Consider the following 12,358-nt stretch of genomic DNA (forward strand, 5'->3'; position numbering starts at 1 on the left):
CCGGCCATCAGGTTGGTCGCAGTCGGCTGATCGGGGGTTTTCCTCCGAGTGCGCTGTGGCAGCGTTCAGTGTTGTAGTGCTCGAGCCATGGCGCAAGGGCGGCTGTTCGTTGGTCATTGCTGGTGTAGGCCCGGCGGTAGGCCCACTCGGCGGCGAGGGTACGGTTCAGCCTTTCGGCCTTGCCGTTCTGCCAGGGGCAGTGGGGCCTGATGAACTTCTGGATGATGCCGTGCTCGGCGCACGGCGCCCGCAGGGAGTACCGGTAGGCCCACGCGTTGTCGGTCATCAGTCGCTCGATCCGGGTGATCCCGTGGGCGGCGAAGTAAGCGATCGCGCGTTCGAGGAAGCCCGCGCAGCTGGGGCCCTTCTCGTCGGCAGGATCTCGCTGTAGGCGAGACGGGAGTGGTCATCGACCAGCGAGTGGACGTAGTCGTAGCCGATCGGGGCCTTCTTGTGCTTGTGGTCCACGGTCGCCTCCCTGCCCAGCGCCCGCCAGCCCCCGCCGTCGGGGATGCGGCCGATCTTCTTCACGTCCATGTGCACCAGCTCGCCGGGCCGCTGCCGTTCGTAGCGGACCGCGGTCTGCTTCGATGAACGGATCACCTCACCGGTCATCGGATCGCACTGGCGCAGGTACGGCACGCCGTGGCGGCGCAGGATGCGTGAGACCGTCCGGGCGGGACCCGACCTTGGGCCCGAGCACGTCGGGGCCCTCGCGGTGCTCGGCGCGGGCAGCCAGCACTCTCTGCTCGACCTCCCCGCCGGTCCTGGTCGGCATCGTGTGCGGCCGCGACGAGCGTGTGGCCAGGCCTGCCTCGCCTTCGGCGGCATAGCGGTCGATCCAGGTCTTCACGCACTTCCGGGACACACCCATCGCAGCGGCGATGTGGGCCTGCGCCCAGCCCGCCTGATGACGTTCGACGATCAACCGGCGACCATGGACGGTCAGCCGGGCACTACCGTGGGACATGAGAACCTCCGAGTCGGAGTGGGCCTTGACAAGCCACATCCCACTCGGAGGTTCTCCCTCGTTCAACCAGGCTCGCCGCTACCAACGTCCTGGCCGGGTACACCTAGGAAGCTCCACCCGGGCGTCGCCTCGCCGTACCGGCCTCACGAGACCGGCGGAGGAGACAGCCTCACTAGACCGGAGGAGAAGCCGGCGTCACGAAGCCGGCGGGGCCAGCCGGTACCCGACGCCCCGCACGGTCACGAGCCATCGCGGCTGCCGCGGGTCGTCGCCGAGCTTGCGCCGGAGGTTGCCCAGGTGAACCTCGATGGCACGCTCGTCCGCCTCGCTCACGTACGAATCGTCGCGGTACCGCTCCCCCGTGCGACCCGCACGAGCTCCGCGCGCGTCAGCACGCCGCCGCCGGCGCGCAGGAGCGCGTGGAGCAGGTCGAACTCGCTCCGCGTGAGCTCGAGCTCGCCTCCCCGAACGTCACGGTGCGGGTGCGTGGATCGAGCGAGAGGCCGCTGTGGCGCAGCAGCACGTCGGGCCGAGAACCGGCGGAAGCCCGCCCGGCCACGGCCCCGGGTGCCGCGGCGCGAGCGAACGCGGGAGCCGCCGCGGTGCGCTCGCGTTCCGCGCCAGCGGGCGCTGGTGCCGCCGACGCCCCGCCGCGCTCGTCGGGCGCCTCTGCGACTGCGGCCCGAGGCCGTCGCATCATGGCCGCGATGCGGGCCCGCAGCTCGCGCGGCCGGAACGGCTTGATGAGGTAGTCGTCGGCGCCGGACTGCAGCGCGAGGATCGTGTCCGGCTCCTCGTCGCGCGCGGTGAGCATGACGACATAGGCGTCGCTCGAAGTCCTGATCCGCCGGAGGACCTCAAAGCCGTCGATGTCCGGGAGCCCGAGGTCAAGGGTCACGACCGCGGGGTCCTCTCGGCGGGCGATCTCCGCGCCTTCGCGACCTGTTGCGGCGCTGATCACCTCGAAGCCCGCTTGGCGCAGCACGTCCTCCACGAGGTGGCGGACGTCGTCATCGTCCTCGACCACGAGGGCGAGGCCAAAGTCGTCCATTTTTTCTCCTCTGCCGCATTGTCGACTGCGCCGGTCACCCATGCGTCAGTTCTTTGTCATATTCTCATTACACAGACGAATTTCACACTGCTCAATCTGTCAAGGGGGGACTGAGGGAAGGAGCATCGTGTCAACAAGTGAACAGGCACTCCTCCGGTGGGCTCGCCGGAACTTCCAGCACCTCGGCCTCCGGGCCCGAGCCGCGCTGTGCCAGCTGCCGCTCGTCGCGTCCGTGCTCGCGGCCCCGCTCGCGATGCCGGCCGAATGGGGCCAGGCGAGCGAACGTCCCCTCTTCGTCGCGGGCCTCCTCTTGCTCGTCGCGGCCACGGGGGCCTGCTTCGCGATCCCGTGGGACCGCCTCTCGCCCAGCGCTCTTCTCGCCGTGCCGATCCAGGACTTCCTGGCCATCGGGCTCCTCAACCAGGGCTCGGCCGACGGCCTCCGCGGGCTCGGGTCGCTCTCCATCGTTCCCGTCATCTGGATTGCGGCCACGACGCCGACCACGTGGCTCGCGCTCGGGCTGTGCCTCGCCGGGCCCGTGTTCATCGCGCTGCCGGCCCTCGTCCAGGCCGTCGCCGGCCTCCGGCCTTTGGGGCTCGGCGACGCGCTCCTGCTTCCGCCCCTTCTGCTCACGATGGCCGTCGCGGTCCGCGCCGCGCGGGCCGGGCTCACCATCCAGGAGCGGCAGCTGCGGGCCCAGCAGTCGCGCCTGCAGAAGCTGCTCGTCGAATCCCAATCCACCGAGCGCCTCCTCGCCACGCTCCTCGACGCCGTCAACGTGGGAATCGTCGCCGTGGGCCCCGACGCCGTGCCCGTGAGGTCCAACCGTCGGTTCCGCGAGCTCGTCGAGGAGTCCGGTTGGGTCCTCCCGGGCACCACCGGGGGCACCGGGGTGGGGCCGCGGCTCTTCGCGCGCGACCGCCGGACACCCCTCGAACCCGAGGAGCGTCCCCTGCATCGCGCCGCCGCAGGGGAGCGCATCGACGAAGAAATCGTGTGGCTGGGCCACGGACGGGGAGCGCGGGCGATGTCCGTCGTCGCGCGGCCGGTCGAGGGCCCCGAGGGCGGCGGGGTGGTCTCGTTCGGAGACGTCACGGCGCTCGCGGGGGCTGTCGAGGACAAGGCCGAGCTCGTACGCACGGTCGCACACGAATTCCGCTCCCCGCTCACGGCGGTGCTGGGCAACCTCGACCTCGTGCTCGAGTCGGCCTCCCTAGCCCCGGAGGACCGCTGGCGCCTCGACGTCGCCCAGCGGAGCGCCGAGCGCCTCATCGAACTGGCCGCTGACCTCGCGGTCTCCTCGCCGGACACGCTGGCCGTGCGCCTCGAGTCCGCGGACCTGTGCGGCGTGCTCGCGGCCCGCGCGGACGCCGCCCGGCTCTCCGCGGCCGCGGCCGGCGTCCAGCTCGACGCCGAGCTCGAGGAGCCCTTGTGGGTCCGGGCCGACCCGCTCCGAGTCGGCCAGGCCGTGGACAATCTGCTCTCGAACGCGATCAAGTACTCGCCCGACGGCGGAACCGTGCGGCTCCGCGCTGCCCAGCGGGACGGCTGGGTCACGGTCGAGGTGAGCGACCGGGGCATGGGCATCGCCCCGGGAGAGCAGGAGCGCGTCTTCGAGCGCTTCTTCCGCACGGCGGAGGCCAGACGCTCCGAGATCCCGGGCGTGGGGCTGGGCCTCGCGCTCACGCAGTGGATCGCGGAGCGGCACGGCGGCCGGCTCGAGGTCGAAAGCGAGCCGGGCCGCGGGAGCGTGTTCACGCTGCTTTTGCCAGTGCACGGCCCCGAGTTCGCCTAGGGCCTGGCGATCCGGCCCAGTCAGGCCGGGTCCCTCAGCGCGCGCGTCTGCTCGGCCCGCGCGGCCAGCTCCTCCGCCGTCTCGGGGTACCCGACCTCCTCGAGGACGAGGGGGTGCGCCGGGGCGAGCCGCGACTTCGCGTCCCGGACGCGCGCGAGCAGGCGCTCGTGGAGCCACTCGGGCCGCTCGAGTCCCTCCCCCACCCGCAAGGACGCCCCCACGAGGGCCCGCACCATGTTGTGGCAGAACGCGTCGGCGCGCACGCGGGCGAGGACTACGCCGTCGTGCGTCCGCTCGAAGGAGAAGTCCTGGAGCTCGCGCACAGTCGTCGAGCCCTCGCGCGGTTTGCAGAACGCGAGAAAGTCCTGGAGGCCGAGCAGCTGCGCGGCGGCGCCGTTCATGCGGCCCACATCGAGCGCCGCCTTGTGCCACAGCGTGACGCCCCGCAGCGTGGGGTCCCAGTGCTCGGGCCGGTCCGCGATGCGGTAGGAGTAGCGCCGCCACAGCGCGGAGAACCGCGCGTCGAAGCCCTCGGGAGGCACGGCGACGCGGCGCACCTCGAGCGCCCCCGTCTCGTCGGCGAGGACGCGGCTCAGCGCCCCCCGGAGTCGCCTCGCGAGCACGTCCTCCGGTGCGGCGTCCGAGCGGCGCGGGAGCGACTCCCACTCCGCTTCCGTGAGGTCCACGTGGACCACCTGCCCCCGCGCGTGGACGCCCGCGTCGGTGCGCCCGGCTACCACGACCCGCGCGGGACGCCGCAGGATGAGCCCGAGCGCCTCCTCGAGCGCGCCCTGGACCGTCTGCAGGCCCGGTTGGACGGCCCACCCGCTGAAGGGGCCGCCGTCGTATGCGACGTCGAGCCGAACCCGCACGCGGGAGACGCCCCCGGACGCGGGAAGGCCCCCGTTCCCAGGGATGGGAACGGGGGCCTTCTCTGCTGTCATGCGCCCCAGTTTAGTGGCGCCCGACGGCGGGGCTTACTTGGCGTCGTCGTCCTTGGACTCCTCGGCCGGCGCAGCGGTCTCCTCAGCGGGAGCCTCGGCCTCGGCCGCAGCGGTCTCCTCGACCTCAGCCTCGACCGGAGCCTCGGCGGCGGTCTCCGCGACCTCAGCCTCGACGACCGGCTCGGCCTTCGGGGCAGCGGCGCGCTCGGCGGCCTTCTCGGCCTCCTTCACGACGGCCTGCTTCGGGGAGACGGGCTCGAGCACGAGCTCGATGACGGCCATGGGGGCGTTGTCACCCTTGCGGTTGCCGATCTTGGTGATGCGCGTGTAGCCACCCTCGCGGTCGGCCAGCTGGGGCGCGATCTCCGTGAAGAGCTCGTGGATGATGCCCTTGTTCGTGGCCGTGCGGGCCGAGATGGCGGCCTGGACACGGCGGCGCGAGGCGAGGTCGCCGCGCTTCGCGAACGTGATGAGGCGCTCGGCGACCGGGCGGAGGCGCTTGGCCTTCGTCACGGTCGTCGTGATCCGCTTGTGCTCGAAAAGCGCAGCGGCCAGGTTGTTGAGCATGAGGCGCTCGTGCGCGGCGCCACCGCCCAGACGCGGACCCTTGGCGGGTGCAGGCATAGTAGTTTCTCCTCGGGTGTGCCGCTTCCGGGCGCTGCCCGGCTGCGGTCAATTCATGGTGGCTTAGAGGTCGTCGTCGCCGAACGGGGCCTCGTCCTCGTCGATCGCGGCTGCGCGAGCGGCGAGGTCGAAACCGGGAGGCGAGTCCTTGAGCGAGAGGCCGAGCTCGATGAGCTTGGCCTTGACCTCGTCGATGGACTTGGCACCGAAGTTCCGGATGTCCATCAGGTCGGCCTCGGAGCGCGCCACGAGCTCACCCACGGTGTGGATGCCCTCGCGCTTGAGGCAGTTGTACGAGCGCACGGTGAGGTCCAGATCCTCGATCGGCAGCGCCATGTCCGCGGCGAGCGCCGCGTCGGTCGGCGACGGGCCGATCTCGATGCCCTCGGCCGCCGTGTTGAGCTCACGGGCCAGGCCGAAGAGCTCTACGAGCGTGGTACCCGCGGAGGCGACGGCGTCGCGCGGCTTGATGGCCGGCTTCGTCTCGACATCCACGATCAGGCGATCGAAGTCGGTGCGCTGCTCAACACGGGTCGCCTCGACGCGGAAGGTGACCTTCAGCACGGGCGAGTAGATCGAGTCGACCGGAATGCGGCCGATCTCGGCGTCCGCGGACTTGTTCTGCGCAGCGGAAACGTAGCCGCGGCCGCGCTCGATGGTGAGCTCGAGCTCGAACTTGCCCTTGGAGTTGAGCGTTGCGATGTGGAGATCCGGGTTGTGGATCTCCACGCCGGCCGGCGGAGCGATGTCCGCAGCCGTGACGACACCCGGGCCCTGCTTGCGCAGGTAGGCGACGACCGGCTCGTCCTGGTCCGAGGAGATGGACAGGCTCTTGAGGTTCAGGATGATCTCGGTGACATCTTCCTTGACCCCGGGAACCGTGGTGAATTCGTGCAGCACACCGTCAATCCGGACGCTCGTGACCGAGGCACCCGGAATAGAGGAGAGCAGAGTACGACGCAGCGAGTTGCCGAGCGTGTAGCCGAAGCCGGGCTCGAGCGGCTCGATCACGAATCGGCTGCGGTTGTCGGACACCACTTCTTCAGACAGTGTGGGGCGCTGTGCAATAAGCACGGAGTTTCCTTTCAGCGAGCATCCGCTATATGACGCAACACAGATGGATGGAAAACGGTCTGACTAAGTAACGGACCGGTGGCCAGCCGCGGTTCCCCGCGGCCGGCCAGGCCCATCGACAACCAGTTAGACGCGACGACGCTTCGGCGGGCGGCAACCGTTGTGGGCGCTCGGGGTGACGTCCTGGATGGAGCCAACCTCCAGGCCTGCGGCCTGAAGCGCGCGGATCGCGGTCTCGCGGCCCGAGCCCGGGCCCTTCACGAACACGTCGACCTTGCGAAGGCCGTGCTCCTGCGCACGCTTCGCGGCAGACTCAGCAGCCTGCTGGGCGGCGTACGGCGTGGACTTGCGCGAGCCCTTGAAGCCGACCTCGCCGGCCGAGGCCCACGAGATCACGGCGCCCGAGGGGTCGGTGATCGAGACGATCGTGTTGTTGAACGTGCTCTTGATGTGCGCCTGGCCCAGCGCGATGTTCTTCTTATCCTTGCGACGCGGCTTGCGGACCGAGGTCGCACGAGTCTTCGGGGGCATGAGGTCTCCTACTTCTTGGTGACGCTAGCCGCTATCAGCGGCCGGCCTTCTTCTTGCCGGCGACGGTCCGCTTCGGACCCTTGCGGGTACGAGCGTTGGTCTTGGTGCGCTGACCGCGCACCGGAAGGCCCTTGCGGTGACGCAGGCCCTCGTAGCTACCGATCTCGATCTTGCGTCGGATATCGGCGGCCACCTCGCGGCGAAGGTCACCCTCAACCTTGTAGTTGCCCTCGATGTAGTCACGCAGCTGGACCAGCTCGGCGTCCGTGAGATCCTTCACGCGAACGTCCGGGCTGATGCCCGTGGCAGCGAGCGTCTCCTTCGCACGGGTGCGACCCACGCCGTAGATGTAAGTAAGCGCGATTTCCAACCGCTTTTCGCGGGGAATGTCAACGCCAGCGAGACGAGCCATAGTGGCGGTTCTCCTTGTGTTGTCCGGAGGTCGTAGGCAGTACACCCGCACTGTTCCGTGCGGCCCCAGCCTCCGAGCCGGGGGTTAGCTGTCCGGGCTCCTCATTCGTCCCAGCGCAGCTTGTGCTGCCGTCTATCTAGTTATTGCGTGGGCGCAGCCCGGACTGTTTTCCCGCGAGGGGAAATCAGCCCTGGCGCTGCTTGTGGCGCGGGTTCTCGCAGATCACCATGACCCGCCCGTTACGGCGGATCACCTTGCACTTGTCGCAGATCTGCTTGACGCTCGGCTTGACCTTCATGGCTTTCCTTTGCGTGTTCTGCAGGTGGTCAGCACGACGGCCGGGTGCCCCCGGCCGCGCTGCTTACTTGTAGCGGTAGACGATCCGGCCGCGGGTCAGGTCGTAAGGGCTGAGCTCCACCACCACGCGGTCCTCCGGGAGGATTCGGATGTAGTGCTGACGCATCTTCCCGGAGATGTGAGCGAGTACGACGTGCTTGTTCGTCAACTCAACGCGAAACATCGCGTTGGGCAGCGCTTCGGTCACGACGCCCTCGATCTCGATGACACCGTCCTTCTTGGCCATAGCCTCCGCTAACTGTTGTGCCGCCGGGCACACGGGCACCCGGTGGACGTCTATGGTTGATTCAACCGCCGGTCGCCACCCCGAAAAGGGCACGGCAGGGCCGACAGCCAACAAACAACTGTACGCCACCTCCCGCGGGAAGTTAAATCCGCCCATGGTACACGCCGATACTCCGCGCGGGACTTTCACCTACTTTCGCCCCCGCCCCCGGCGCGCCCTCCCGCCCGTCGGCGAGTCGCGCCGTCGTCCGCGCTGAAAGTGGTGAAACTCCTACAGGTCTTCGAGCCTCGGAAGCCCTCCCAGGGCAAGGCGAGTTTCTACTAGGGCGGCCACCTGTCTCACCATCGACTCGGGCCGCCGCACGATCTCGGCGTAGCCGAAGCGCGCCACGGCGAAGCCGAGCGACTGGGCGGTGTTGTCCCGGCGGTAGTCCTTGAGCCGACGCCTCGGTGCCTCGTGCTCTTTGCCGTCTGTCTCGACGTCGACACACCCTTCGACGAGGAGGTCCATCGACCCGACGCCGCGAATGTCGACTTGCGGTTCGACGTGGAAGCCGGCCCGGCGCAGATGTGTGCGCGCGAGGGTCTCGAGGAGAGACTCCGAGCCGACGTCCACGAGGTCGAGGATCCGCCGCGCCGCCGCGTTCCGCCGTCCGGGCAGCCGCTCGCGCAGGAAGTCCAGAGAGATTCCCTGCCGCGACGCCGATTCAACCAGGACCAGAGCCTCAAGCTCTGGCAGGCAGCCTAAGGCGTGAAGCACGACGTCCGCCTTGGAAGCGATCCACCCATTCCGCTCGCCTGACACCCAGCTGCTCCGGTGAACCACAGCCCGTTCGGACGAGAACGTGCCATCGGGCCTCAGCACGTGCACCTTGTCCGGCTTCCGTAGCGTCCAGAGGCCATAGTGCTCCGCAGCCGAGAGACACGTCAGCCGAGAATTGGTGGCCGCGCAACGGACTAGCACCGGATCTGCTCCGGGGAGGGCGTAGATGCCGGCGCGCGGTCGATTGAGCATCCCGGCGTTGACTGCCCTCGCCAGGTCCCGCTCGCGGACGCCCGCTGCGAGGAGTTCACGCGTGCGCGCGACGCCGCCTCGCCGATGGAGGAACTGCAACAGGGCATCCATCCCGCCATCGTGCCGCGGGACGGCTGCGCTCCGGCGGCTCGTCCCGCTCTATGTGGATAACATCGCCCCGGGAGTCTCACCGGTTTTCAAGCAGACGACGGCGCGAATCACCGACGCGACGCGGGGACACCCCGTGGCGGCTCACCAGAAAGTGGTGAAACTCCGGCGGCTACTGGACCTCGGCCGGGGCGGGGTACGGTTCCCAGGTCCCCGCGGGCGTCGTGACGGCGGTCGCGGACCGCACGGCGTCGAGGATCGCGAGACGGACGGCCTCGGCGGCCGCGGTCTGAACGGTCACGAGCCCGACGGTGCGCGCGAAGTCCGGGCTCCGCTCCAGCTCGACCGCCCGCGTCGAGAGCGCGAAGACCGTGTCGCCGTCCACGAGCGTGTGGCTCGGGTTGAGCGCCCGCGCGAGCCCCGCGTGGGCGGCGGTCGCCGTCCGTTTGCACTCCGCCGGGGTGAGCGCGGCATTCGTGGCGACCACGGCGAGCGTCGTGTTGCCTCCGGAAGGAGCGTCCCCAAAGAGCCCCTCACCGCCCACGGCGGGCATTCCGGGGAACACGGGCGCACCGGCCGCATTGACGACGGCGAGCGCGCCCACCACGAGCCCCTCGGGCAGGGTCACCTCGGGCGCGCCGGGCGGGCCGGGCACGGGGCCGCCCGGGATCGCGATGGACGCCATCCCGACTCCACCCTTGTACCTCCCACGGGCGAGCACCGCGCCGGTGCCGGCGCCCACGCAGCCGCGGAGCGCGCCGTCGTCCGCCTCCCGCGCGCCGACGGCGGCGGCCGCCGCCTCGTAGCCCATCGCCGTGTCGGGGCGCTTCGAGAAGTCGCCGCCACGCCCGAGGTCGAAGATCACTGCACCCGGAACGATCGGCACGACCCCACCCATGACCGCGAAGCCCTGGCCTTCGGACTCCAAGAACTGCTGGACGCCGGCCGCGGCCGCCAGGCCGTACGCGCTGCCGCCGCACAGGGCCACGCCGTCCACGTTCTGGGCGAGCGTCGAGGGGTCGAGCGCGTCGGTCTCGCTCGTGCCGGGGCCTCCGCCGCGGACGTCGACGCCGCCTGCCGAGTCGGGCGGGGCGAGGATCGCGGTGACGCCGGTGAGCCAGCCGTCGCCCGTGCGCTGCGCGTGGCCGACGCGAAGACCCGGGACATCGAGGAGGGATCCCATGGGGCCATTGTGCCCCACATCTCACGCTTGTCATCCAAGCCCGGAACACAGAGTTAACTCTTGGCTACCGCTCGGAGAACTCTTGCGAGAGACCGCGAATCCGGGGTTACCGAAGAGTCAATTCATGCTCCACTGGATCAGCCACCGTCGCGGCATCACTGCGCGGTGCCCAGAAGTACCGGGCTCGGGGGGGGCCCGGCGGAAGGAGCCATCAGCACCATGACTCACCTTGACCTCGACCGTCCCACGACGGTCACCCCACCGGCGCCCGCGCCGCGGCGCCCGCGCTGGAGCGCCCGAAACCGTCGCGATTTCTTCATCTTCCTCGCGATGGCGCTGCCAAACCTGATCCTCATCGCGGTCTTCACGTATCGCCCGCTGATCACGAACATCCAGTACTCGCTGCTCGACTGGACGCTCGGGGCGCCGCGCGCGAAGAACATTGGCCTCGACAACTACGTGGCATTCTTCACGAGCGACGACGCACCCCGCGTGCTCGGCACGACGGCGATCTTCACGATCTTCACCGTCGGCCTGTCCATGGCGCTCGGCCTCGTCGTGGCGATCGTGCTCAACTCGAAGCTGCGCGGCACGACGTTCGCGCGGGCCGCGGTCTTCGCGCCCTACGTGCTCTCCGGCGTCGGCGTGGGACTCGTCTGGATGTTCATCTTCGATCCCGGGTACGGCGCGATCGCATGGACGCTCCGTGGCATCGGGATCAAGAGCCCCGAGTGGTTCAACAATCCACAGCTCGCGCTCACGATGGTCATCATCGTCTACGTCTGGAAGAACCTCGGCTACTGCGCGGTCGTGTACCTCGCGGGCCTCCAGTCGCTCCCGAACGACATCATGGAGGCCGCGGCCCTCGACGGGGCCGGGACCGCACGCAGGTTCTGGAGCATCTCGCTCCCCCTGCTCTCACCCACGACGTTCTTCCTGCTCATCACCACGATCCTGTCGAGCCTCCAGGCGTTCGACATCATCCGCATCATGACCCCACTCGGGGACGGCACGAGCACGCTCATCTACGACGCGTACCTCGAGGCGTTCGGCGCGTACAACCGGGCCGGATACTCCGCGGCCATCTCGGTGGTCCTGTTCGCGATCCTGCTGATCGTCACCGTGGTCCAGATCCGTTTCGTCGAGAAGAAGGTGCACTACGCATGAGCGCCCCCGCACCCGTCGAAGTCACCGCCCACGCTGGCGAACCGATCCGCCCGCGCGCGTTCTCGTCGAAGAACCTCGTCGCGACGATCACCGCCGGGTATATCCCGCTGCTCGTCGCGACGCTCATCGTTGCGCTCCCCCTCCTGTGGATGGTCCTGAGCTCGTTCAAGACGGCGCCTGAGATCATCACGACGGACATCAAGCTCCTCCCGAAGTCGCTCAACCTCGACAGCTACGGGACGGCGATGACCGCAGTCCCCTTCGGGCGCTTCTTCCTGAACTCGACGATCGTCACGGTCGTTGGCGCGCTGATCAAGGTCTCGCTCGCGATCATGACGGCCTACGCTCTCGTGTTCGTCCGGTTCCCGTTCAAGAACGTCCTCTTCATCCTCATCCTCGTGGCCCTCATGGTGCCGTCGCAGGTCTCGATCTTGCCGAACTACGTGCTCATCGCGGGCATGGGCGGGAAGAACACGCTGTGGGGGATCATCCTGCCCGGGCTCGGAACGGCGTTCGGGACGTTCCTGTTGCGCCAGCACTTCATGACGCTTCCCGGCTCGATCCTCGAGGCCGCTGAGATCGATGGCGCGGGCCACTGGAAGCGCCTCTGGCAGATCGTGGTGCCCATCTCCGGACCGTCCATCGCGACCGTCGCCCTCGTGACGATCGTGAGCGAGTGGAACGACTACATCTGGCCCCTCATCATCACCGACCGGCCCGAGCTCATGACGCTCCCCGTGGGCCTGACGCTCTTGCAGAACTCCGAGGGTGGCGGCGCCAACTGGCCCATCCTCATGGCGGGCGCCGTCCTCGTGATCATCCCGGTCCTCGTCGTCTTCGCGATGCTCCAGCGGTACATCGTGGCCGGCCTCACCCAGGGCAGCACCGCCAACTAGCCTTCC

The 12,358-nt window shown here is 69.2% G+C and carries 12 protein-coding genes and 3 pseudogenes; 3 read left to right on the top strand and 12 right to left on the bottom strand.

Features of this window, described 5'->3' with window-relative positions:
• Window positions 1-7 precede the first annotated feature (7 nt).
• Both ACOKR1_RS15680 and ACOKR1_RS15685 read right to left on the bottom strand, forming a co-directional pair.
• Window positions 8-970: pseudogene (locus tag ACOKR1_RS15680) on the bottom strand (IS481 family transposase).
• Window positions 971-1,165: 195 nt separating this feature from the next.
• A pseudogene (locus ACOKR1_RS15685) lies at window positions 1,166-2,021 on the bottom strand (response regulator transcription factor).
• Window positions 2,022-2,148: 127 nt separating this feature from the next.
• On the opposite strand from ACOKR1_RS15685, the gene ACOKR1_RS15690 reads away from it, so the two are divergent.
• Complete coding sequence (locus ACOKR1_RS15690; RefSeq protein ID WP_422933891.1) at window positions 2,149-3,816, top strand: sensor histidine kinase; 1,668 nt, start codon at window positions 2,149-2,151, stop codon at window positions 3,814-3,816.
• 20 nt (window positions 3,817-3,836) lie between these two features.
• Here the strand turns inward: ACOKR1_RS15690 and truA are convergent, their stop codons facing one another.
• From truA to ACOKR1_RS15740, 10 genes and pseudogenes are all read right to left on the bottom strand, one after another.
• Window positions 3,837-4,760 (bottom strand): tRNA pseudouridine(38-40) synthase TruA, encoded by a 924-nt coding sequence (gene truA, locus ACOKR1_RS15695; protein WP_422933892.1) that lies wholly within the window; start codon window positions 4,758-4,760, stop codon window positions 3,837-3,839.
• Window positions 4,761-4,793: 33 nt separating this feature from the next.
• Window positions 4,794-5,384 (bottom strand): 50S ribosomal protein L17, encoded by a 591-nt coding sequence (gene rplQ / locus ACOKR1_RS15700; protein ID WP_422933893.1) that lies wholly within the window; start codon window positions 5,382-5,384, stop codon window positions 4,794-4,796.
• A gap of 63 nt (window positions 5,385-5,447) precedes the next feature.
• Window positions 5,448-6,458, bottom strand: coding sequence for a DNA-directed RNA polymerase subunit alpha (locus tag ACOKR1_RS15705; RefSeq protein WP_422933894.1), 1,011 nt, complete (start codon window positions 6,456-6,458; stop codon window positions 5,448-5,450).
• 126 nt (window positions 6,459-6,584) lie between these two features.
• The gene (gene rpsK, locus ACOKR1_RS15710; RefSeq protein WP_043120112.1) at window positions 6,585-6,989 is read right to left on the bottom strand and encodes a 30S ribosomal protein S11; all 405 of its coding nucleotides are present in this window, start codon (window positions 6,987-6,989) and stop codon (window positions 6,585-6,587) included.
• Window positions 6,990-7,023: 34 nt separating this feature from the next.
• Window positions 7,024-7,401: a 30S ribosomal protein S13 gene (rpsM, locus tag ACOKR1_RS15715; RefSeq protein WP_415856315.1), complete on the bottom strand. Its 378-nt coding sequence runs from the start codon at window positions 7,399-7,401 to the stop codon at window positions 7,024-7,026.
• 184 nt (window positions 7,402-7,585) lie between these two features.
• Complete coding sequence (gene rpmJ / locus ACOKR1_RS15720; protein WP_011775570.1) at window positions 7,586-7,699, bottom strand: 50S ribosomal protein L36; 114 nt, start codon at window positions 7,697-7,699, stop codon at window positions 7,586-7,588.
• A 63-nt stretch (window positions 7,700-7,762) separates the two neighbouring features.
• On the bottom strand, window positions 7,763-7,984 hold the full coding sequence (infA, locus tag ACOKR1_RS15725) for a translation initiation factor IF-1 (protein ID WP_011775571.1): 222 nt from the start codon (window positions 7,982-7,984) through the stop codon (window positions 7,763-7,765).
• Window positions 7,985-8,254: 270 nt separating this feature from the next.
• Window positions 8,255-8,743 (bottom strand): endonuclease domain-containing protein, encoded by a 489-nt coding sequence (locus ACOKR1_RS15730; protein ID WP_422936667.1) that lies wholly within the window; start codon window positions 8,741-8,743, stop codon window positions 8,255-8,257.
• A gap of 228 nt (window positions 8,744-8,971) precedes the next feature.
• A pseudogene (locus ACOKR1_RS15735) lies at window positions 8,972-9,109 on the bottom strand (type IV toxin-antitoxin system AbiEi family antitoxin domain-containing protein); the annotation flags it as partial.
• 169 nt (window positions 9,110-9,278) lie between these two features.
• Window positions 9,279-10,289 (bottom strand): P1 family peptidase, encoded by a 1,011-nt coding sequence (locus tag ACOKR1_RS15740; protein ID WP_422933895.1) that lies wholly within the window; start codon window positions 10,287-10,289, stop codon window positions 9,279-9,281.
• A gap of 219 nt (window positions 10,290-10,508) precedes the next feature.
• Between ACOKR1_RS15740 and ACOKR1_RS15745 the strand changes: the two genes are divergently transcribed.
• Complete coding sequence (locus tag ACOKR1_RS15745; protein WP_422933896.1) at window positions 10,509-11,456, top strand: carbohydrate ABC transporter permease; 948 nt, start codon at window positions 10,509-10,511, stop codon at window positions 11,454-11,456.
• Entirely contained in the window at window positions 11,453-12,352 is a 900-nt protein-coding gene (locus ACOKR1_RS15750) for a carbohydrate ABC transporter permease (protein ID WP_422933897.1), read from the top strand. The genes ACOKR1_RS15745 and ACOKR1_RS15750 overlap by 4 nt, the downstream gene beginning before the upstream one ends.
• Window positions 12,353-12,358: the final 6 nt, after the last annotated feature.

It is taken from the genome of Sinomonas sp. P47F7 (assembly GCF_049332655.1).
Taxonomy (GTDB): domain Bacteria; phylum Actinomycetota; class Actinomycetes; order Actinomycetales; family Micrococcaceae; genus Sinomonas.

Excerpts from the sequence above, each read along its gene's own strand:
- ACOKR1_RS15740 (WP_422933895.1), bottom strand. The coding sequence starts at position 10,289 with ATGGGATCCCTCCTCGATGTCCCGGGTCTTCGCGTCGGCCACGCGCAG.
- infA (WP_011775571.1), bottom strand. The coding sequence starts at position 7,984 with ATGGCCAAGAAGGACGGTGTCATCGAGATCGAGGGCGTCGTGACCGAA.
- truA (WP_422933892.1), bottom strand. The coding sequence starts at position 4,760 with ATGACAGCAGAGAAGGCCCCCGTTCCCATCCCTGGGAACGGGGGCCTT.
- ACOKR1_RS15745 (WP_422933896.1), top strand. The coding sequence starts at position 10,509 with ATGACTCACCTTGACCTCGACCGTCCCACGACGGTCACCCCACCGGCG.
- rpsK (WP_043120112.1), bottom strand. The coding sequence starts at position 6,989 with ATGCCCCCGAAGACTCGTGCGACCTCGGTCCGCAAGCCGCGTCGCAAG.
- ACOKR1_RS15750 (WP_422933897.1), top strand. The coding sequence starts at position 11,453 with ATGAGCGCCCCCGCACCCGTCGAAGTCACCGCCCACGCTGGCGAACCG.
- rplQ (WP_422933893.1), bottom strand. The coding sequence starts at position 5,384 with ATGCCTGCACCCGCCAAGGGTCCGCGTCTGGGCGGTGGCGCCGCGCAC.
- rpsM (WP_415856315.1), bottom strand. The coding sequence starts at position 7,401 with ATGGCTCGTCTCGCTGGCGTTGACATTCCCCGCGAAAAGCGGTTGGAA.
- rpmJ (WP_011775570.1), bottom strand. The coding sequence starts at position 7,699 with ATGAAGGTCAAGCCGAGCGTCAAGCAGATCTGCGACAAGTGCAAGGTG.